General features: G+C 65.1%; 18 protein-coding genes. 10 read left to right on the forward strand and 8 right to left on the reverse strand.

Annotated elements, in window-relative coordinates; all coding sequences use genetic code 11:
- The first annotated feature begins 252 nt into the window (after positions 1-252).
- The 3 genes from PST29_RS23995 (at position 253) to PST29_RS24005 (ending at position 1,850) form a co-directional block, all read left to right on the forward strand.
- Positions 253-573, forward strand: a complete 321-nt coding sequence (locus tag PST29_RS23995; RefSeq protein ID WP_016964166.1) for a hypothetical protein — start codon at positions 253-255, stop codon at positions 571-573.
- A gap of 229 nt (positions 574-802) precedes the next feature.
- Positions 803-1,096 (forward strand): hypothetical protein, encoded by a 294-nt coding sequence (locus PST29_RS24000; protein ID WP_060844495.1) that lies wholly within the window; start codon positions 803-805, stop codon positions 1,094-1,096.
- 106 nt (positions 1,097-1,202) lie between these two features.
- Positions 1,203-1,850, forward strand: coding sequence for a carboxypeptidase-like regulatory domain-containing protein (locus PST29_RS24005; protein WP_060844496.1), 648 nt, complete (start codon positions 1,203-1,205; stop codon positions 1,848-1,850).
- Here the strand turns inward: PST29_RS24005 and PST29_RS24010 are convergent.
- Positions 1,828-3,486 carry an ATP-binding response regulator gene (locus tag PST29_RS24010; RefSeq protein ID WP_060844497.1) on the reverse strand — a complete coding sequence of 553 codons (1,659 nt, stop codon included), beginning with the start codon at positions 3,484-3,486 and terminating at the stop codon, positions 1,828-1,830. The two genes, PST29_RS24005 and PST29_RS24010, sit on opposite strands and share 23 nt — an antisense overlap.
- Before the next feature lie 146 nt (positions 3,487-3,632).
- Here PST29_RS24010 and PST29_RS24015 point away from each other — a divergent pair, with 146 nt between their 5' ends.
- Entirely contained in the window at positions 3,633-4,250 is a 618-nt protein-coding gene (locus tag PST29_RS24015) for a response regulator (RefSeq protein ID WP_060844498.1), read from the forward strand.
- Between the two features lie 206 nt (positions 4,251-4,456).
- Positions 4,457-4,888: a HEAT repeat domain-containing protein gene (locus tag PST29_RS24020; protein ID WP_060840849.1), complete on the forward strand. Its 432-nt coding sequence runs from the start codon at positions 4,457-4,459 to the stop codon at positions 4,886-4,888.
- Between the two features lie 40 nt (positions 4,889-4,928).
- On the opposite strand, the gene PST29_RS24025 is transcribed toward PST29_RS24020, so the two are convergent.
- Complete coding sequence (locus tag PST29_RS24025) at positions 4,929-7,271, reverse strand: putative bifunctional diguanylate cyclase/phosphodiesterase (protein ID WP_060844499.1); 2,343 nt, start codon at positions 7,269-7,271, stop codon at positions 4,929-4,931.
- 401 nt (positions 7,272-7,672) lie between these two features.
- On the opposite strand from PST29_RS24025, the gene lon reads away from it, so the two are divergent.
- The 5 genes from lon to cmoB all read left to right on the forward strand — a co-directional run bounded on the left by lon (position 7,673) and on the right by cmoB (position 13,142).
- The gene (gene lon, locus PST29_RS24030; RefSeq protein WP_060844500.1) at positions 7,673-10,093 is read left to right on the forward strand and encodes an endopeptidase La; all 2,421 of its coding nucleotides are present in this window, start codon (positions 7,673-7,675) and stop codon (positions 10,091-10,093) included.
- Between the two features lie 151 nt (positions 10,094-10,244).
- Complete coding sequence (locus PST29_RS24035) at positions 10,245-10,637, forward strand: protease inhibitor I42 family protein (protein ID WP_060840852.1); 393 nt, start codon at positions 10,245-10,247, stop codon at positions 10,635-10,637.
- Between the two features lies 1 nt (position 10,638).
- Positions 10,639-11,274, forward strand: coding sequence for a lysoplasmalogenase (locus PST29_RS24040; RefSeq protein WP_060840853.1), 636 nt, complete (start codon positions 10,639-10,641; stop codon positions 11,272-11,274).
- 171 nt (positions 11,275-11,445) lie between these two features.
- Positions 11,446-12,189 carry a carboxy-S-adenosyl-L-methionine synthase CmoA gene (gene cmoA / locus PST29_RS24045; protein WP_060840854.1) on the forward strand — a complete coding sequence of 248 codons (744 nt, stop codon included), beginning with the start codon at positions 11,446-11,448 and terminating at the stop codon, positions 12,187-12,189.
- A complete protein-coding gene (gene cmoB, locus PST29_RS24050) occupies positions 12,186-13,142 on the forward strand; it encodes a tRNA 5-methoxyuridine(34)/uridine 5-oxyacetic acid(34) synthase CmoB (protein WP_060844501.1) in 957 nt (318 codons plus the stop codon). The genes cmoA and cmoB overlap by 4 nt, the downstream gene beginning before the upstream one ends.
- 143 nt (positions 13,143-13,285) lie before the next feature.
- On the opposite strand, the gene tadA is transcribed toward cmoB, so the two are convergent.
- The 6 genes from tadA to treC form a co-directional block, all read right to left on the reverse strand.
- Positions 13,286-13,774 carry a tRNA adenosine(34) deaminase TadA gene (gene tadA / locus PST29_RS24055; protein ID WP_047305914.1) on the reverse strand — a complete coding sequence of 163 codons (489 nt, stop codon included), beginning with the start codon at positions 13,772-13,774 and terminating at the stop codon, positions 13,286-13,288.
- A complete protein-coding gene (locus PST29_RS24060; protein ID WP_060840856.1) occupies positions 13,774-15,150 on the reverse strand; it encodes a multicopper oxidase family protein in 1,377 nt (458 codons plus the stop codon). The genes tadA and PST29_RS24060 overlap by 1 nt, the downstream gene beginning before the upstream one ends.
- A 198-nt stretch (positions 15,151-15,348) precedes the next feature.
- Entirely contained in the window at positions 15,349-15,639 is a 291-nt protein-coding gene (locus tag PST29_RS24065; RefSeq protein WP_060844502.1) for a PTS transporter subunit EIIB, read from the reverse strand.
- 2 nt (positions 15,640-15,641) lie between these two features.
- Positions 15,642-18,176 (reverse strand): phosphoenolpyruvate--protein phosphotransferase, encoded by a 2,535-nt coding sequence (gene ptsP / locus PST29_RS24070; protein WP_060844503.1) that lies wholly within the window; start codon positions 18,174-18,176, stop codon positions 15,642-15,644.
- A 60-nt stretch (positions 18,177-18,236) separates the two neighbouring features.
- Positions 18,237-19,460: a maltoporin gene (locus tag PST29_RS24075; RefSeq protein ID WP_060844504.1), complete on the reverse strand. Its 1,224-nt coding sequence runs from the start codon at positions 19,458-19,460 to the stop codon at positions 18,237-18,239.
- Between the two features lie 109 nt (positions 19,461-19,569).
- Positions 19,570-21,216, reverse strand: coding sequence for an alpha,alpha-phosphotrehalase (treC, locus tag PST29_RS24080; protein ID WP_060844505.1), 1,647 nt, complete (start codon positions 21,214-21,216; stop codon positions 19,570-19,572).
- Positions 21,217-21,272 lie beyond the last annotated feature (56 nt).

The raw sequence follows: 21,272 nt of genomic DNA on the forward strand, positions 1-21,272 counted from the left end.
ATGCCCTTAAGGTCTGGGGGTCATTGCAAATTCAGTGACAGGGGTGTGGAAGCCCCTATATCGTTAGGCGCGCAAAGCACCAGCAACCGCCAGGCATGTTTTTAGCCTGCACTTTATGGTGGCTGTGCGCGGGGCACTCTTGGGTGCGCCGGGTGCCTAACGTCCCGGTCTTCCACACCTGCGTACAGCCGCCACCTAATTACGTGGAAGTGATTCTTGGCGACTCCGACTCATACGTTAGGAAGCAGACCAATGAAGAAAATCACACCTGATCCACCCACCAACACAGTGGATAAAACCGTGGAGCACTACATGCCCCTCACCAGCAACGACTACAACATCCCCGCCCTGCTGGTGGACACCCAGGCCCCGCTGGACGCGCTCCACGAGGCCGCCGCCCACCGCATCCGCGCGGCCACCCAATTGCTGGAAAACATCGCCAGTCACGACAACTTGCAGAGCAACCCGGCCCTGCTCCAGGACTTCGCCCAGCTGTGCGTCATCCCCCTGCGCGACGGCTGCGACCTGTTGGACGTGCTCGGCCGGCGCCTGCAGGAACAACTGCTCACCTGAGCTTGATCCGGGACCGGCAACACCTCGCCGGTCCCATCCGACGGCCCTGTGCGCCTCCCCCAGCGCCCCGTAATTGCAAAGCGACATTAGCCCATTTGTGCTAATCGACCCTCCCCCAGCCCGGGGATATAGTGCCGGGCAACCACCCGCTCTCCCCCAACACCGCCGTTCTGCGGTGTCGGGAGCGGCTGCGCCGTTGAAAACACAACAACACCAAGGAAGAGCCATCATGAAACTCCAGTCCAGCCTTCGTCCCCTCGCCCTGCTCAGCGCCCTGGCCCTCACCCTGGGCGGTTGCGCCATCGCCAAACCGAGCAACGACGATCTGAAGAACCGCGCCCAGATCACCCTCGGCAAGCCGGTTTCCACAGTCTCGAATGTGCGCAGCGACGCGTCCCAGACCTACTTCACCGCCAGTACCAGCGCCGGCGAATACAACTGCGTATTGCCCAGCGGCGGCATGGTCGCCTTCGCCACCATGGGCGGAGCGGTAGCGCTGCCGGCCGAGTGCAGCAAGCAATAAAGCGCTAGCCCCAAGGCCAACCTGGTTCGCCACGACGGGCTGCCCCGGTGTAGCAGCGGGACAGCATCGGGCGAGCACCGCTCCCTCTTGAAAAGGTCCCGAGTTGATGAAACCCCGTCTCTTCATGGCGACAGGCCTGGCCCTGCTCGCCTGTACCCTGATGGCCTGTGCGCCGCGCCAAGGGCGAACCCTGGCCGAATACCCGCCGGTAAAGATTCCCAGCGTGCAGTACCCCGACGTGCCCTTCGACACCCAGGCCGCGCGCGCCGCCCTGCAGCCCGGCAGCGCCACGCTCACCGGCAAGTTCTGCATCGTCGGCAACGATGGCATCGAGGACAGCCGCGACGTCAAGATCTATCTCTACCCGGTCACCCCGCACTTGCAGGCCTGGCATAAGTTGCGCGCGTCCCAGCCCGAAGGCGCCCCGGTGAGCATGGTCCCCGAGGCCCTGGCCGTGCACCGGGTGACCCGTACCGACGGCAACGGCATCTTCCAGTTCACCGGACTGCAACCGGGCCGCTACTTCGTCCAGGGCCAGGACATGGTGTACGGCACCAGCCGCTGGAACGAGTACGTGGGCACCGGCCAGAGCAACACCAACTACGGGCCGGTGACCACCCACTACTACACCGAGCGCAGTTCGATCTCTTCGTACTCGGGGATGCTGGATGACTTCGTCGAAGTGGCCAGCGGCGAGAACAAGAAGCTGACCATGACCAACTACCCCCTGCTTATCCCGTGCCGGACCTGGTAACCGCCGCTGGCGCCGAAGCGCTGCGGGCCGACGCCAGCGGCGTTTCGCGCAGGGCGCGCAAGGTGCCCCGCAGTTCCACCGGGCGCACCGGCTTGGAGAGGATGGCGATGTTGCGGTCGTGCAGGGCCGCGTGGATTTTCTCGATGTCGTGCCCGGTGATGATCAGCGCCGGCACCTCCCAACCGCGCTGTCGGCGGATGCTGTCGATGCATTCGATGCCCGAGGCCCGGGTGCCCAGGTCGTAGTCGGCGACGATGATGTCGCAGTCGGTCAGCAAATCTTCCCCGCTCGACTCGGCCTGGACCACGCAACCCCAGCGTTCCAGCAGCGCCGAGGTGGCCAGCAGGACGTTGCGGTCATCTTCCACCAGACAGACCCGCAACCCGGTCAGCAAGCCGCTCTGCAGCGCCTCGTCACGGCCGTGCAAGCGCTGTGGCGCGGCCGGTGACAAGCCATGCAGGCTGACCGTGGTGCCGTGATCGACCCGCGAGCGGAGCGTCACCTGCAGGCCGGTCAACTGCCCCAGGCGCTTGACGATGGACAGACCCAGGCCGACGCCTTCGACGTCCTTGTCGCGCAATTGGCGGACCCGGTAGAACTCATCGAAGATCTTCGGCAGATGTTCCTCGGCAATCCCCCGGCCCTGGTCATAAATGACAATGGCCAGGCCTGCGCCGCGCCGGCGCACGCCAATCAGCACCGGCCGTTCGGCGGCGTACTTGAAGCAGTTGGACAGCACGTTCTGCACCATGGTCGCCAACAACCCCGGATCGACTCGCACCCAATGGGCGCAAGGCCGCAACCGCAGCTCGACACCGGCCCAGCGCGCGGCTTCGGTGTTCTGGCGTACCAGGTCGCGCAGCAGCTCGCCCAGGTGCACGGTGTCGTACTTGGGCTGCACCCGCCCGTTGTCCAGGGTGTAGAGGTCGAGGATCGAACGGAACAGCTGCGAAACGTTGAGCAGCGAACGGTCGATGTTGTCCACCAGCCGCCGCTCATCCATCCCCAGGTTGGCTTCGCGCAGGCAGGCGGTGAACAGGCCGATGGAGTGGATCGGCTGGCGCAGGTCATGGCTGGCCTGGGCCAGGAAGCGGGATTTTTCCAGGTTGGCGGCAATCGCCTCTTCGGACGCCAGGCGGGTGCGCTTGAGCAGGATATGGGCGTACACCGGAATCACCGTGCTGGTGATCATCAGCATCAGCACCATGTAGGGCTGGGCCTGCCAATAGGGGGTCAGCAGGTAGACCATGAACAGCGCGACCTGCGCCAGCACGGTGGCGATCGCCAGGTAGCGCGAACCGAAACGCATGCCATTGCCCAGGTTGACCCAGACCATCACCGCGTAGATCGGCAGCGCCCCCTCGCCGCCCACCACCAGGCCGTAACAGGTGCCGGTGTAGTCGTAGACCATGCCCAGGATACGCCGCGCCGGGTAGTGCCCGGGCCAGCGGGCGATGGCCAAGCGCAGGATGATCGACCCCAGCATGAACAGGGCAATGTAGATCATCACCGGCACATAAGGGTCGACCTGCTGCCCCGGCAGAAAGCCGATCACGGCAAACCAGACCAGGGCGCAACCGGACACGATAATCCGCAGGGTGGCCTGGTCGAGTTCGCTGTCCTTCTCAACGTTCATGCGATCACCTCCTTGTGCAATCTGTGTGGCCGTGGTCTTTTGCCGCTCGGCCAAACCGCGTTTCGAACACGACCAGCGGCCCGTTATAACGCCGCGCGTCAAGTTAGCATGGGCGCAGGACTGGATGTTTCAAGGAGTTTCACGACATGACCTGCCGGATTATCGTCGCCGACGACCACCCGCTGTTTCGCGAAGGCATGCTGCGCACCCTTCAGCGCCTGCTGCCCGACGCCGTGCTGGAAGAGGCCGGCGACCTGGCCGCGGTGCTGGCCCTGGCCCAGGCCGGCGAGGAACCGGACTCGCTGATTCTCGACCTGCGCTTTCCCGGCCTGACCTCGGTGAGCCTGATTGCCGACCTGCGCCGCCAACTGCCGCGGACCTCGATCATCGTGGTGTCAATGGTCGACAACCAGGACCTGATCGGCGAGGTCATGGCCGCCGGGGCCGACGGTTTCATCGGCAAGAGCATCAGCCCGGAGGAGATCGGCCAGGCGATCCAGGCCATCCGCGAAGGCGAGGTGGTGGTCAAGTACGCGCCTTCCGGCCTGCTGCTACCCCTGGACGCCGGCGCCGAAGTGAGCCAGCTGACCACCCGGCAACAGGAAGTCCTGCGGCTGATTGCCCTGGGCAAGACCAACAAGGAAATCGCCCGGGAACTGGAGATCTCGCCGTTCACCGTGCGCATCCATGTGTCGTCCCTGCTGCACACCCTCAAGGTGCCCTCGCGCGCCGCGGCCGCGGTGAAATTCGCCGGCGCCTGGTAAACCGCGACCCGGGCAGGGGCTGCGGCGTGCCAAGCGCTGCCCGGCGGCGAGCGCGGCCATTGGTCCCGGTAGTCCCTTTAATGCTGGGAAGCCCTGCGCAAATCAGGCAGCATCGGTCCTGGCACGCCTGAATAAACACCATGGCATTGGGTGGCAGGCCAGGAACAGCGTGCTGGCGCCGCCGCCCTAAGCAGGAGAAAGACATCATGAATACGGATAAACGTGATGAATTGTTTGACCGGTTACAGCACTGGTTCGGCGACTCGGAAGCCGCCAACTGGAACGAATACACCACCGAGCAGGTGGCCAAGGGCGTGCTGGGCGCCTTTACCCCGACGCAATGGCAACGACTCGGCGAGACGCTGCTGTCACGGCCCGAATACTGGCAGCAACGCTGCGCGGTGTCCCTGGGCGAGTTGCGCACCCCACCGGCCATCGCCCTGCTGAAACGTCTGCTGGCTGACTCGCCCTACCTGGATGTACGGATCATGGCGATCTATGAGCTGGACTGGGCCGAAGCCGCCATCGAACAGCGCTACGCGCCCTGCATCCAGGAGGTCATGGACAACCTCTGCGCCGAAGACATCGAACCGGAGCTGCACAGCCTGCTGAACAAGGCCGAATCGGCCCGCCTCTGATCCCTCCCCGGATGCCGGCCGCGGCCGGCATCCAACACCCTCAGCTGGACACCCGCGACCTCGACACCCAGCGCTCGAAGGCCTCGGTGGCCAGGGGCCGGCTGATCAGGTAACCCTGCAGCGTGTCGCAGCCCCAGCTTTCCAGCAGCCTCAGGCAATGCTCGAACTCCACCCCTTCGGCCACCACCTTGAGCCCCAGCTTGTGGCTCATTTCAATGGTGGAGCGCACGATCACCGCATCACCGCTGGTTTCGTTCAGGTTGCGGATAAAGGACTGGTCGATCTTCAGCTCCTGCACCGGCAGACGCTGCAACTGCGCCAGGGATGAATAACCGGTGCCGAAATCGTCCACCGACAGGCTGATGCCGCAGCCACGCAAGCGCTGCAGCACGGCCAGGGCCTGCTGCGGATTGCGCATGATGGCGCTCTCGGTGATTTCGAAGACCAGTTGCTCGGCCGCCACCTGGTAGCGCTCCAGGCATTCGCGGACCCGGACCTCCAGGCCGTCGTCCTCCAGGTCACTGGCAGAAATGTTCAACGACAGGCGCACCGGCAAGGCCCGGCGGTTCCACTCGGCCAGTTGGCCGATGCAGGCTTCGATGACCCAGGACGTCAGGCTGTGCATGCTGCCGGTCCGCTCGGCCAGGGGAATGAACTCCGCCGGCGACACCACGCCGAACACCGGATGCTGCCAACGCAGCAGGGCTTCGGCCTGGTGCCAATCATCCCGGTGCCGATCGAGCTTGGGCTGATACAGCAGGAACAGCTCGCCTTCGGCCGCGGCACGGCGCAAATCGCGGATCAGGCTGATCTGCCGCTGGTGGGCCAGGTCACGGTCCTGCTGATAGACCTGCAGGTAGCCGGGATTGAGCGAGGCGTCGTGGCGCGCGATGGCCGCGCGGCTGATCAATTCCTCGGCGGACTGGCCGTCGGCGGGGTACACCGCCATGCCCATGCAGATCTGCCGCCGAACCTCGTCGCCATGGATCAGTTGCGGCCGGCTCAACAGCTCGTGGAGGCGATCGGCCACGGCAATGGCGCCATCGAGTTCGGTGTTCTCCAGTAGCAGCAGAAATTCGCTGGCGTTGATCCGCGCGGCCGTATCGCCCTGGGCCAGCACTTCCCGCAGCCGTCGGCTGAGCTCGCCCATCATCAGCTCCAGCCCTTCACTGCCGAAGCCCTCATGGATCGCCCGGTAATTGTCGATGCCCAGGTACAGCAGCACCACCTTGCGCCGGGCGGCGATGGCCTGGCCCAGGCGTTCGATGGCCAGGGTCCGATTGGGCAGACCGGTCAGGGGATCGTGCAGGGCGTTGTGGGCCAGTTGCCGCTCACGGGTGGCTATGGCGCTCTGCATGGCGTTGAAGGCATCGGCCAGGACCCCGAATTCATCGCTGCGCTTGATGGCCACCGCCGCCTGATAATTGCCGGCGCCGATGCGCCGGGCCGCTTCGGCCAGGTCTTCCAGGGGCCGCGAAACCCGCCGGGCCATCAACAGCGCACAGACCAGGGAAATCACCAGGGCCACCAGGGCGATCCACAAAAATTCCCGATCCAGTGGCGCGAAGGCCTGCAGGGCCTGCTCCAGGGGGCTTTGCAGCAGGACCATGACCCGCGGATCGCCGGGGTCCCCGGTATTGGCCAGTTGCAGGGCCTGGTTGAGAAAGCGCTGGCCATGGGCTTCGCTCAACGGCGGCAGGGACTGCCACAGCGGATCGCCCAGGGCGTTGATGATGGGTGACCAGAAGAATTCGGGTTGGGTGCTGAACAGCTCGCCGGGGCGTTGGGCGTCGACGGTCAGGAACGACACTTCCAGGTTGCTCATGGAGCGCAGCTCCCGGGCGAACAGCTCGTCCATGGGAAACCCCATGACCACCCGGGCCAGGGGCGACGAAGCCTGCACTTGCCCTTGCACCAACAGGTAGGGGCGGCCTTGGATCGCGACGAACAGCATGTGGGTGTCGTGGCGCCAGGCTCGGCGCAGGGCCTGGTCATAGGGGAAGGACCGGTCCCGGGCCACCGCCGGCAAGGTACTGGCGATGACCCGGCCTTCGGGACTGAGCACGAACATCTCGCTGGAACGGATGCCGCCCCGGTGCTGGGCCAGTGCCGCAAGAATATCCACCGGTTTGCCACTGAGCACGGCCCGGCGGAACTCCGAGTCCACCACCAGCCAGTCGACCCCGTATTGCAGAGTGCGCCCCCGCAGATCCAACAGACGCTCGAAGACTCGGGTGCCGATTTTCAATTGCTGCTGCGCCTGCTTTTCCACCGCTTGGGTGGTCGCGGTCTTGACTGCGAAATACACCGCGCCGATCAGCACCAACAGCAACAGCGCCAGCACCCCGACAATCCTTGCCTGAAAGGTTCGGCGCCACCTCATAGGGTCGTGCCCAGCAGATTTGATCGCCCCTCGGGCCGGAAACCTGGCGCTGCGGACGACGACCGCCGAGCACTGAAAAGTCCATTCTTCATACCCATCCCTCTGAAAAGCTGAATGCGTGCGTCAAATAAATGCCAGTATCGCCCCGGCATTCCGGCCGTTCAGATTAATCCTCAAATTGCAGAAGATCACGCAATAAAATCGGTGATTACACAGTCATTTTATTGACAATCAATCTCCGTCAGAGTGTGCAAGTGCGCCATCGGTTCCTCCTCGGCACGGCTGAACGAGGCCTTCGGCAGGGTTTTCCCCGGCCGGAAAAAAGCTGAAACCTGTTTCCCATTGAAACCCGTCATGACCTGCCCCATCTAACCTGCATAGCCCATCGCGCAGGAGCCTCCATGAGCGACCAGCAAGAATTCCCCGAAGATCCCCGCGACTACGTCGATCCGGAAAATACCGAACAATCGAGTGCCCACGGCACCGGCCTGGCCCTGCCCGGACAGAGCCTGCCGGACAAGGTCTACATCATCCCGATCCACAATCGGCCGTTCTTCCCGGCCCAAGTGCTGCCGGTGATCGTCAACGACGAACCCTGGGCCGAAACCCTGGAACTGGTGAGCCAGTCCGAGCACCACTCCCTTGCCCTGTTCTACATGGACACGCCTGCCGAGGATCCGCGGCATTTCAATACGTCGGCGCTGCCGGAGTACGGCACCCTGGTCAAGGTCCATCACGCCAGCCGCGAGAACGGCAAGCTGCAATTTGTCGCCCAGGGCCTGACCCGGGTACGCATCCGCACCTGGCTCAAGCACCATCGGCCACCGTACCTGGTGGAAGTCGAATACCCGCACCAGCCCAGCGAACCCACCGATGAGGTCAAGGCCTACGGCATGGCGCTGATCAATGCGATCAAGGAACTGCTGCCGCTCAATCCGCTGTACAGCGAAGAGCTGAAGAACTACCTCAACCGCTTCAGCCCCAACGACCCGTCGCCCCTGACCGACTTCGCCGCCGCCCTGACCTCTGCCACCGGCAACGAGTTGCAGGAGGTGCTGGACTGCGTGCCCATGCTCAAGCGCATGGAAAAAGTCCTGCCGATGCTGCGCAAGGAAGTCGAAGTGGCGCGCCTGCAGAAGGAGATTTCCGCCGAGGTCAATCGCAAGATCGGCGAGCACCAGCGTGAGTTCTTCCTCAAGGAACAGCTCAAGGTGATCCAGCAGGAGCTGGGGCTGACCAAGGATGACCGCAGCGCCGACCTGGAGCAGTTCGAGCAGCGGCTGAGCGGCAAGGTGCTGCCGGCCCAGGCGCAGAAACGCATCGCCGAGGAAATGAACAAGCTGTCGATCCTCGAAACCGGCTCGCCGGAATACGCCGTGACCCGCAACTACCTGGAATGGGCCACCGCCGTACCCTGGGGCGTCTACGGCGAGGACAAGCTCGACCTCAAGCACGCGCGCAAAGTGCTGGACCTGCACCACGCCGGCCTCGACGACATCAAGAACCGCATTCTCGAATTCCTCGCGGTGGGCGCCTACAAGGGCGAGATCAGCGGCTCCATCGTGCTGCTGGTGGGTCCGCCGGGTGTGGGCAAGACCAGCGTCGGCAAGTCCATTGCCGAATCCCTGGGGCGGCCGTTCTATCGCTTCAGTGTCGGCGGCATGCGCGACGAAGCCGAGATCAAGGGCCACCGCCGCACCTACATCGGCGCCCAGCCGGGCAAGCTGGTGCAGGCCCTCAAGGAAGTGGAGGTGATGAACCCGGTGATCATGCTCGACGAGATCGACAAGATGGGCCAGAGCTACCAGGGTGACCCGGCCTCGGCGCTCCTCGAAACCCTCGATCCGGAGCAGAACGTCGACTTCCTCGACCATTACCTGGACCTGCGCATGGACCTGTCCAAGGTGTTGTTCGTGTGCACCGCCAACACCCTGGATTCGATTCCCGGCCCGCTGCTCGACCGTATGGAAGTGATTCGCCTGTCGGGCTACATCACCGAAGAAAAACTCGCCATCGCCAAGCGCCACCTGTGGCCCAAGCAGCTGGAAAAGGCCGGCGTGGCCAAGACCAGCCTGAGCATCAGCGACAGCGCCCTGCGCACGGTGATCGACGGCTACGCCCGGGAAGCCGGGGTGCGCCAGCTGGAGAAACAGCTGGGCAAGCTGGTGCGCAAGGCGGTGGTCAAACTGCTGGACCAGCCGGACGCCACGATCAAGATCGGCCCCAAGGACCTGGAAGCCTCCCTGGGCATGCCGGTGTTCCGCAACGAGCAGGTCCTGAGCGGCACCGGGGTCATCACCGGCCTGGCCTGGACCAGCATGGGCGGCGCCACCCTGCCGATCGAGGCCACGCGAATCCACACCCACAACCGCGGTTTCAAGCTCACCGGGCAATTGGGGGACGTGATGAAGGAGTCGGCGGAAATCGCCTACAGCTACGTCAGCTCGCACCTCAAGCAGTTCGGCGGCGACAGCAAGTTCTTCGACGAAGCCTTCGTCCACCTGCACGTACCGGAAGGCGCCACGCCCAAGGATGGCCCGAGCGCCGGGGTGACCATGGCCAGCGCCCTGCTGTCCCTGGCGCGCAACCAGCCGCCGAAAAAAGGCGTGGCCATGACTGGCGAACTGACCCTCACCGGGCACGTGCTGCCGATTGGCGGGGTCCGTGAAAAAGTCATTGCCGCGCGGCGCCAGAAGATCCACGAGCTGATCCTGCCGGAGCCCAACCGCGGGCATTTCGAGGAGTTGCCGGACTACCTCAAGGAAGGCCTCACCGTGCACTTCGCCAAGCGTTTTGCCGACGTGGCCAAGGTCCTGTTCTAAATCCCTTCGCCGGCACGCCGGCTCCTACGGGTTGTCCCTTGTAGGAGCCGGCGCACAGGCCATAACCGCCAACCTCCATCCCTGCCCCACACCGCCCATCATCTTCAGTTATGCTCGCCGTTCGTCACGAATGATCGGAGCTTCCTGCCCCATGCCTGCACACCGCCTTCTTGCCTTGTTCAGTCTCGCCCTGCTGAGCGCTTGCGCCAGCCAGCCCAAGCAAAACGTCAGCGTGGAAAACCAGAACCAATGCCCACTGCAACTGCACAACGGGCAAACCCTGACCCTGACCCTGCCGAGCAACCCCACCACCGGCTATCGCTGGGCGATCCAGGATTCGGCCGGCGGCATCCTGCGCAAGGTCAGCCCCGAGGTCTACAGCAACCCCGAGGACACCGGCCTGGTGGGCAGCGGCGGGCAGTCGACCTGGCGCTTCCAGGCCTTCGCCACGGGCCAGGGCCGGCTGTTGCTGACCTACCAGCAACCCTGGGCCCCGGAAGAGGCCCCGGTGAAGGCCTTCGACTGCTCGATCACGGTCAACTGACATGGGCTGGCTGATCCTCGCGCTGATGGGCGCCGCCACTTTCATCTACGGGGTCAGCGTGCATGCCACGCTGCTCTGCCTGCTGGTCAAGCCGCTGCCGGTGCTGGCCCTGCTGGGCTGGCTGCACGATGCGCCGTCCGGGGACTACCGCCGCTGGATCATCCTCGGCCTGCTGTTCTCGGTGCTGGGTGACGTGCTGCTGGCCTGGCCTTCGGACCTGTTCGTGTTCGGCCTCGGGGCCTTCCTGGTGGCCCACCTGGCCTACCTCAAGGCTTACCTCAGCGATTGCCGGCGCCCGGCGCTGCTACCGCTGGCGGTGGCACTGGCCATCGGCGCGGGGCTGTTGAGCATTCTGATCGCCCACGGCCTGGGCCCGCTGCTGATCCCGGTGATCGTCTACGCCCTGACCATCAGCGCCATGCTCTGGCGCGCCCTGGCACGCCTCGGTTCAGCGGTGCCCAAACGCTCGGCGGCGCTGGCGGCCGCGGGGGCCCTGAGCTTCGCCTTCTCCGACAGCCTGATCGGTATCAGCCGCTTCGTGCTGGCCTTCGATGCCGCGCCCTACCTGATCATCATTTTCTACTGGCTGGGCCAGTGGGGCATCGCCGCTTCGGCGTTCAGCCAGAAGCCGCGCTGATCAGCCTGCGCCGGCAAGCCGGTCCCTACTCGCTGTAGGAGCCGGCTGGCCGGCGACAAGGGCCACACCTTGCGTCGCCCTTGCTCTGCTGAAGGCCCTGCGGGCCTTATCGCAGCCTGCGGCAGCCGCTACAATGCCGCCCTCTTTTTTATCTCCATCGCTGGAAATGCCGTGAGCAAAGAACCCGACCGCCTATTCGCCCAGCCCCTGGCCCAGGTGCCCGACTTCGCCTTCAACGAGGATGTGGTGCGGGTGTTCCCGGACATGATCAAGCGCTCGGTGCCGGGTTACCCGACCATTGTCGAGAACCTCGGGGTGCTGGCGGCGCAGTTCGCCCAGCCCAACAGCGTGCTCTACGACCTGGGGGCGTCCCTGGGCGCGGTGACCCAGGCCCTGCGCCGCCATGTGCGCACGGACGGTTGCCGGGTAATCGCCGTGGACAACTCGGCGGCCATGGTCGAGCGCTGCCGGGAATACCTCAACGGCCAGGATTCGATGTTCCAGGAGCTGCTGCCGGTGCAGGTGGTCGAAGGCGACATCCTGGCCCTGGAGTTCCAGCCCGCGTCGGTGGTGGCGCTGAACTTCACCCTGCAGTTCATCGCCCCCGAGCAACGCCTGGCCCTGCTCGGGCGCATCCGCCAGTCGTTGCTGCCCGGCGGCGCGCTGATCCTCTCGGAGAAGCTGCGCTTCAACGATGCCGAGGAACACGCCCTGCTCACCGACCTGCACATCGCCTTCAAGCGCGCCAACGGCTACAGCGAACTGGAAATTGCCCAGAAGCGCAGCGCCATCGAAAACGTCATGAAGCCCGACAGCCTCGAAGAACACCGCGAACGCCTGCTGGCCGCCGGGTTCTCGAAAGTCGTGCCGTGGTTCCAGTGTCTTAACTTTGCCTCGTTGATTGCCCTGCCATGATTGATCTGTCCCCCCTCGCCCGCCGCCTGGCGGGCACGCCCCTGGCCGCCTGGGCCGCCGGTCTGCAAGCCCAGCTCGATGCCAAGATGGAAAAGGGCCATGGCGACCTTGAACGCTGGCAGAGCGCCCTGGACGCATTGCCGAACATCCAGCCCAGCGAAGTCGACCTGGTCAACGGCCTGCGCCTGGACACCGACTGCGACGACGCCACCCGGGCGCAGATGCGCAGCGCGCTGATGGGCCTGTCACCCTGGCGCAAGGGGCCGTTCGACCTGTTCGGCGTGCACGTGGACACCGAATGGCGCTCGGACTGGAAATGGTCACGGGTCGCCCCGCACCTGAACCTTGAAGGCAAACGCATCCTCGACGTCGGCTGCGGCAATGGCTACTACATGTGGCGCATGCTCGGCGCCGGCGCCCACAGCGTGATTGGCGTGGACCCCAACTGGCTGTTCTTCTGCCAGTTCCAGGCGGTGCAGCGCTACCTGTCGCAGCCTGCGGTGTGGCACTTGCCGTTTCCTTTCGAAGACCTGCCGGCCAACCTGGAAGGTTTCGACACGGTGTTTTCCATGGGGGTGTTCTACCACCGGCGTTCGCCCATCGAGCATCTGCTGGCGCTCAAGGACTGCCTGGTCAAGGGTGGCGAACTGGTGCTGGAAACCCTGGTGGTGGAAGGCGATCAGCATCAGGTGCTGGTGCCGGAAGACCGTTATGCGCAGATGCGCAACGTGTGGTTCCTGCCCTCGGTGCCGGCGCTGGAGCTGTGGCTGCGGCGCGCCGGGTTCAGCGATGTGCGCTGCGTGGATGTCAGCGTGACCAGCGTCGAGGAGCAGCGCGGCACCGAGTGGATGAAGTACCAGTCCCTGAGCGACTTCCTCGACCCCAACGATCACAGCAAGACCATCGAAGGCCTGCCGGCGCCGATGCGCGCGGTGATTGTCGCCAGAAAATAACCCCGCCTTCCCCCTGTAGGAGCTGGCCGGGCGGCGTTCCGCTTGCCAGCGAAGGCGCCCGTCAAAGCGGTGCAAGGCTCAAGGGCCTCTTCGCCGGCAAGCCGGCTCCTACGGTTTGGTGTACGCCGCGAACCGGTTTGCGCTCAGCGCGCCCGGCGCGCCTTAAAGAATTCGCTCAACACCGTGCCGCACTCTTCGGCCAGCACCCCGCCCTCGTACAGCACCCGATGATTGAGAAACCCCTGGGTGAAGAACTGACCCTGGCTCTGCACGATGCCGGCCTTGGGTTCCAGGGCGCCGTACACCACGCGGGCAATGCGCGAGTGGACGATCAAGCCGGCGCACATGCTGCAAGGTTCCAGGGTCACGTACAGGGTGCTGCCGGGCAGGCGATAGTTGCTCACCGCCTGGGCCGCCGCGCGGATCGCCACCATCTCGGCGTGGGCGCTGGGGTCGCTGCCGCTGATCGGGCAGTTGTAGCCGCGGCCGATGATCTGGCCATCCAGCACCAGCACCGCGCCCACCGGCACTTCTCCCAGGGCCGCGCCCTGGGCGGCCAGGGCCAGGGCTTCGCGCATGAAGTCCTGGTCGCGGCTGCGGTCGATGATCGGCGCCGGGCGTATCTGGCGCATCACGCCACCTCGATGGCGGCCATCAGGCCGGTTTCCATGTGGTCGATCACGTGGCAGTGGAACATCCAGACCCCAGGGTTATCCGCCACCAGCGCCACGCGGGCACGCTCGTTCTTGCCCAGCAGGTAGGTGTCGGTGAAGTAGGGGGTGATCTTCTTGCGGTTCGAGGCGATGACCTTGAAGCTCATGCCGTGCAAGTGGATCGGGTGTTGGTACTGAGTCATGTTCTTCAATTCGAAAATGTAGCTCTTGCCCTTTTTCAGGGTGGCGATCGGGCGGTCGGCGCAGGTCTTGTCGGTGATGTCCCAGGCCTGGCCGTTGATCTGCCACAGGCTCGGCGGCTGGCCATTGTCCACGTTCACCGAGACCGAGCCAACCCACTCGAAATTGAAGTTGAGCTTCTCGGCATTGTCGAGATCCGGCTCGGCCACCGGGTTGGCCGGCAGGGCTGGCGGCCACTGGGTCGGCGCATCGCTGTTGGCCACCGAACGCAAGGTGCCCAGGCGCACCGGCCCGTTGCGCAGGGACAGTTCCTGCCCCGCCGCCGGCGCCTTGATCGCCAGGCAGATGCGCATGCCCGGGCCCAGCCAGTATTCCTTGCCCAACGGACGCGGCTCGATGGGGTTGCCATCCAGTGCGTAGATCTGCGCTTCGACGTCGGGAATGTTGATGCGATAGGTCAGGGTGTTGTCGAGGTTGAGCAGGCGCACCCGGGTGATCTGCCCCGCCGGCAGGTCGATCACCGCCTGGGACACGCCGTTGATGGTGGACAGACGCCCGGCGGTGCCGCCCCGCGCCGCTTCCCGCGGGACGCTGAAGGGCGTGAACGCGCCCTCTTCATCCACGTGCCAGCTTTTCAGGCTCAGGGTGCGTTCGTACTGGAAGCCGGTAGGCTCGCGCTCCTCGACGATCAGCGGGCCCACCAGGCCGCGACCCAGTTCCTCGCTGCTGTTGACGTGGGGGTGATACCAGTAGCTGCCGGCATCCGGCACGCGGAACTTGTAGTCGAAGTATTCCCCCGGCAGCACCGGCAGTTGCGAGACGTAAGGCACGCCGTCCATTTCCAGGGGCAGGCGGATGCCATGCCAGTGAATGGTGGTGGCCACCGGCAGGTGGTTGATGAAGCGCACCCGCAGCCACTCGCCCTGGCGCACCCGCAGCTCGGTGCCCGGTGCCGATGGTCCGAAGGCCCAGGCCTCGGTCTTGTGCCCCGGCACCAGTTCCACATCCAGCGGCGCGGCGATCAGCTCGTAGTCGTGGCCCGCTTCGGCGTCGGCCATTTTCCCCAGCCAGTAACGCGAGGCGCCGCCCGCTCCCACGCCAACCACTACCAGACCGGCCAGACCACCGAGTATTTGTCGACGGGTAAAGGACATGGACTCAACTACCTCACGTATCCGCGGCGGGCCCAGGCCCGCAAAAGGCGAATACGATACACCCGCAGTTGAGAAACAGTAAGGCCGGCGCGGCGACCGGACGCAGGCGGGACGGGGAAACGATGGGTATTTTCGGGAGCCTGCTCCCTGGCAAGCCCGTTGCTCTTGTAGGAGCCGGCTTGCCGGCGAACAAGCCCCTCAGCCCTGCAATCCCAACAGCAGATGCACCACACCACCGGCCAGGGGCATCACTGCCGGCACCCCCGCCACTCGCAGGGCGCTGCTGTCCAGCAACTGCGGATCATGCAGTTCCAGGCGCAGGCGGGTCAGGGCCAATGGTTGTTGGCTCTTGATGTTGGCGCTACCACCCAGTGCCGCCAGCATCGCGTCACTCAGAATACTGCCCTTGGTCTGGGGGGCCTTCGGCTGATCAGGGATCAGGTCTGGAGTCAGGGCCTTCCAGAACGCCCGTTGCAATTTCTCGAACATCTTCAGTTCTCCAGAACCAGTGAGTCGGCGGCGACTTGCTGCCGTTGCAGGCATTCACGTACCTGAACCGCGTCTTCCAGATCGATGATCCGCGCTGCCAAGGCCTGGCACTCGCTCAGATCCAACTCCCGTACCCGGGCCTTGATGGCGGGAATCAACGGCACGCTCACCGACAGTTCATCCACCCCCAGGCCCAGCAACAGCGGCACCGCCAGGGTTTCGGAAGCCAGGGCGCCGCAGACGCCGACCCACTTGCCGTGGGCATGGGCGGCCTGCACCGTGCGGGCGATCAGGCGCAGCACCGCCGGGTGAAAGCTGTCGGCCTGACCGGCCAGGCGCGGATGATCGCGGTCCATGGCCAGGGTGTACTGGGTCAGGTCGTTGGTGCCGATGGAGAAGAAATCCACCTCCGGGGCAAAACGATCCGCCATCAAGGCCGCTGAAGGCACCTCGATCATGATGCCCAGCTTGGGCCGCTCCGCGAGGCCCAGGGCCCGAACCTCGTCATCGAGCAACTGGCGCGCCTGACGCAGCTCCGCCAGTTGGCTGACCATCGGCAGCATGATGTGCAGGCGGGCCTGCCCGGCACAGGCGAGCATCGCCCGGAACTGCTCGCGCAGCAGTTCGGGACGCTCCAGGCACAGGCGGATACCCCGCAGGCCGAGAAAAGGGTTGGCTTCGCGCTCCATGGGCACATAGGCCAGGGGCTTGTCGCCGCCCACGTCCAGGGACCGCACCACCAGATTGCGCGTCGGCCCCAGGGCCTGGGCGATGGCCTGGTAAGTCGCGGCCTGCTCCTCGGGGCTCGGGGCCTGGCTGCGGTCCTGGTAGAGGAACTCCGAGCGCAACAGGCCAACGCCTTCGCCGCCCAGGCTCATGGCCTGCTCGGCCTCGGCCAGGGAAGCAATATTGGCCGTCACCTCCAGGTGATGACCGTCGCGGGTCACCGCAGGATGCGCGGCCTGGGCCAGGTCCTGCTGCTGGCGCTGGCGTTGCTGCTGACGCAGGGCCTGCAGTTGCTGTACCCGTTGCGGGTCCGGGTCCGTATGCAGTTCGCCGCGATCGGCATCCAGCAGGACCCGGGTGCCGTTGGCCAGGGACAGGACCCGAGGCGACAGGCCACAGATCGCGGGCAGGCCGAGGGCCCGGGCCAGAATCGCCACATGGCTGGTGGCGCCGCCCCCGACGGTGACAAACCCCAGCACCTTGGCGGTGTCCAGGCTCGCGGTCTGCGATGGGGTCAACTGCTCGGCAATCAGGATCGCCTGATCCGGCAGGATCAGGGCTGGCTCCTGCACCCCGAGAAGCAGCTTGAGCACCCGCTGGCCGACATCCGCCAGATCCACCGCGCGCTCGGCCAGCAGGCTGCTGCCCAGGCCCTTGAACAACTCGGCGGTGGCTTCGATGGCGCTGTTCCAGGCAAAGGCCGCGCTCTTGCCATTGGCGATCAGGGCGTGGGCCTGCTCCAGCAGGCTCGGGTCATCGAGCAGCTCCTGATGGGCCCGGAAGATGTCCTGCTGCGCGTCAGCGCTGGCGCTGTCGCGCAGACACTGCAGAGCCGCCCGGGCCTGGCTCAGGGCCTGCTCCAGAGACTCGCGCTCCTGCTGCGGGCGGGTTGCCGCCTCGCGTATCTGCAGGCGCTGCTCGGCCAACTGCAGCACCTGACCGAATGCCGAGCCCGGTGACGCGCAAACGCCTCGCCACAACGGATCCAGCGCTTCATCAACCACGACTCGCGGCTCGGGGCTTGCTGCGGCGCTGATCTTTTCGCCACAACCGGAGGCCAGCAGCTCCACCAGCGCCTGGATCGCCTGCTCGGCATCCGCGCCCACGGCGCTGACCTGCAAGGCATCGCCCTGCACGGTCTGCAAGGCCATGATCGACACCAGGGACTTGGCATTGGCCGAGTCCTGGCGCCGGTGCAGGCAGATATTCGCGGCAAAGCCCTTGGCGGCCTGGGCCAGCAACGCCGCCGGGCGCGCATGCAGGCCCTGGGGGTTGCCGAGGATCAGCGGTTTGGAAAACAGCGCCTCAGCTTCAGCGTCCTCGGCCTTGGCACCTTCCTCTGCGGAGGCGGGCTCGATCTGCAACACCGGCTGTCCCAGCTCCACCAGCAGGCGGTCGCCGACCAGCCCGGTCACCGCTTCGCCACTGACCACCAGCATCAGGGTCAGCAGGCTGCGGGCATGCAGGGCCAGGTAGTCGGCGTCGAACTCGATCAGCGGCTGGCCGGCCGTGACCTGCTGACCTTCCTCGATCAGGCAGGTGAAGCCCTTGCCTGCCAGGTTCACCGTGTCCAGCCCGATGTGCATCAACACCTGCTGGCCCTGTTCGCCGGTGATGCTCAGCGCGTGGCCGCTGCGCTGCAGGTTGCTGACCACCCCGGACAGCGGTGCGCAGAGGGTTTGGGAAGTCGGGTCGATGCACAGCCCGTCACCGATCACCCGGCTGGAAAACACCGGGTCCGGGACCTGCTCCAGGGGCAGCAGCACCCCGGACAGGGGCGCGAGCAATTGCAAGGGTTGGGTTATGGCCATGACGTCACCTGCTGTTGATTCCTTGAAGTGCCGATGGAGCGCGAGCCCCGACAGCATCGCTTATTTCCACCAGTACTCGACCTGCAAGCCGACGTTCGCGCCGTGCCGGGCGCTGCCGAACACGCCGCTGTCGGACAGCGCGGAACCGGCCGCCAGCTCATTGGCCGCGCGCTTGGCGGCCTCGTTCCAGCTGGCATAGGTGTAGTACAGCCGCACCTCCGGCCGGGCCCAGAAGTCCGGGCCCTTGGGTGACCAGGTGGGTGCGAAGGTGAACTTGCTGAGTTTGCGGGTGCCCCCGGGCGCCTCCACCTGATCGTGGCCGAACTCGGTCACCAGCTTGAACTGCTCGGTGATGGCGTAGGCCGGGCGCACGCCCAACGAGATCCAGTTCTGATCCTGGCCGTCGGGGCGAATGTCCTTCTGATAGACCGCCTCCACCTGGCCGCCGAAGCGCGGGGTCAGTTGCCAGTCGAAGAACTCCACCAGGCGATAGCTCTTGTTGTTGTCATCCAGGTAGGTGTTGCCGGTGTAGCCCAGGCCGGTGCCAGGGCCTTCGCCGTATTGCAGGGCGAGTTTGTTCTTGCCGCCGAAAAAGTCCTTCTGCACATGCTGGGTGGTGATCGCCCAACCATTGTGGGCACCGCGGCGATCGGGCTTTTCCAGGTAGCTCAGGCCCAGTTCCAGCTCGCCGCCGGGGTTGGTCTGGAAGCCGGCGACGTTGAAGTCATGACGGCTCAACGCCTGCTTCTGATAGAGATTGTCCTTGCGGGAAAAGGCGTAGCTGTATTTCAGATCGCCAATGCGCACGTCCTCGACCCCGCCGCCGGTGGCGCTCTGGTTCCAGTAGTAGAAGTCGGAAATATGGATGTCGTTACGCTTGTAGTAACGGCGCCCGGCCCACAGCGAACCGCCATTGAGGCTGGGCAGGTTCGACCACTGGGCGTACATCTGCGGCATCCGCGCCGAACCGTTCTCGCCCTGGAAGCTCAGGTTGCGGTCGTAGCGGTTGTACAGCGAGGCCATGCCGTCGACGCTGAGCACCGAGCCGTCGTCCAGGGTGTACAGGTCCTGGCGCAGTTCCAGCTCGGCGTACTGCTCGCACTCGTTGCCCAGGCGGTACTTGGACTGCGCGCCGGGCAACTGGAAGCAGGACTGCGAGCCGCTGTTGACCGAGGTGCCCAGGCCGCTGCGCAGGTAGCCGGCAAACTCCAGGGCCTGGGCCGGAAAAGGCAAGGCCAGGCACAGGCAGGACGCCGCCAGACTGCGATTTATTGTTGTTCTCATAAGCCACCCATTATTTTTATTGTGTTGTTCGAATTCGTCGGCGCCGGCTGGCCGGCGGATGCGCTGGGCCAGAAAGATCCCCTGGCCCGGTTCGCCGGCCAGCCGGCTGCTACAGGGTCAGGTGCAGAACGAAGGACTCGTAGGGCCGCAGGTGCACGTGCCGGCTGCGGGGCTCGTGGTCCGGGTAGTTGCTGATCAGCAGGCGCTGTTGCATGCCCGCGCCGATTACCGCTTCCGGCAACTCGACCTGGCACGGCGCGCCGTAGAAGTTGTTCACCACCAGCAGGCGCTCGCCCTCGCCCTCGCGCACATAGGCCCAGACTTGCCGATGCTCGGGCAGCAGCTGGCGATAGAGGCCGTGCTGGATCAGCGCTTCCTGGCGGCGCAAGGCGATCAGCCGACGGTAGTGATGCAGCACCGAATTTTCGTCGTCGAGTTGCGCCTCGACATTGATCTGGCTGGCGTTGGCCGGTATCCCGATCCAGGGCTCGGCGCTGCTGAAACCGGCGTTGGCCCCGGCATGCCACTGCATCGGCGTGCGTCCGTTGTCCCGGGATTTCTGCTGGATCGCCGCCATGATGGCCTGCGGGTCTTCACCGGCCTCGCGCTTGAGGCGGTGGATGTTCAGGGTCTCGACATCGCGGTACTGCTCGATGCGCTCGAAATGCGGATTGGTCATGCCCAGCTCTTCGCCCTGATAGACGAAAGGCGTGCCCTGGAGCAGGTGCAGCGCGGTGGCCAGCATCTTCGCCGAGACCACCCGGTGTTCGCCGTCATCGCCAAAGCGCGAGACCACCCGCGGCTGGTCGTGGTTACACCAGAACAGCGCATTCCAGCCGCCGCCGGCCTGCATGCCGGTTTGCCAATCGGAGAGGATGCGCTTGAGTTCGAGGAAGTCGAAATCGGCCCGCAGCCACTTCTGCTGGTTGGGGTAGTCCACCTTCAGGTGATGGAAGTTGAAGGTCATCGACAACTCCTTCGACTCCGGATGGGAATAGCGGATGCAGTGCTCCAGGCGGGTGGAGGACATCTCGCCGACATTCACCAGATCGTGGCCGGCGAACACTTCCCGGTGCATCTCCTGCAGGTACTGGTGGACGTTGGGGCCGTCGGTATAGAAGCGGCGGCCGTCACTCTGGTCCTCGGGGAAATCCGCCGGTTTGGAGATCAGGTTGATCACGTCGAGGCGGAAGCCGCCGACGCCCTTGTCGCGCCAGAAACGCATCATCTTGAACACCTCGGCGCGCACCTGGGGGTTGTCCCAGTTGAGGTCGGCCTGGGTGTGATCGAACAGGTGCAGGTAGTACTGCCCGGTCTGGGCCTCGTACTCCCAGGCGGAGCCGCCGAACTTGGATTCCCAGTTGTTGGGCGCGTCACGCCAGATGTAGAAGTCCCGGTAGGGGTTGTCCAGGCTGCTGCGGGCCTGCTGGAACCAGGCGTGTTCGATGGAGGTGTGGTTGACCACGATATCCAGCATCAGCTTGATCCCGCGCTTGCCGGCTTCGGCGATCAGCAGTTCGCAATCGGCCATGCTGCCGTAGCTGGGATCGATGGCGTAGTAGTCGCTGATGTCGTAGCCATTGTCCCGCTGTGGCGAGCGCAGGAACGGCGTCAGCCACAGGCAGTCGACCCCCAGCCAGTGCAGGTAGTCGAGCTTGTCCACCACGCCCAGCAGGTCGCCGGTGGGCCGCCCTTGGTGGCTGTGAAAACTCTTCGGGTAGATCTGGTAGATCACCGAACGCTGCCAGTCTTGCATGGGGGAATCCTTTGGAGAGTACGAGGACATTCGCCGGCGAGCCGGCGCCTACAGGG

The sequence above is a fragment of the Pseudomonas sp. St29 genome (assembly GCF_001547915.1).
In the GTDB taxonomy this organism is placed as follows: domain Bacteria; phylum Pseudomonadota; class Gammaproteobacteria; order Pseudomonadales; family Pseudomonadaceae; genus Aquipseudomonas.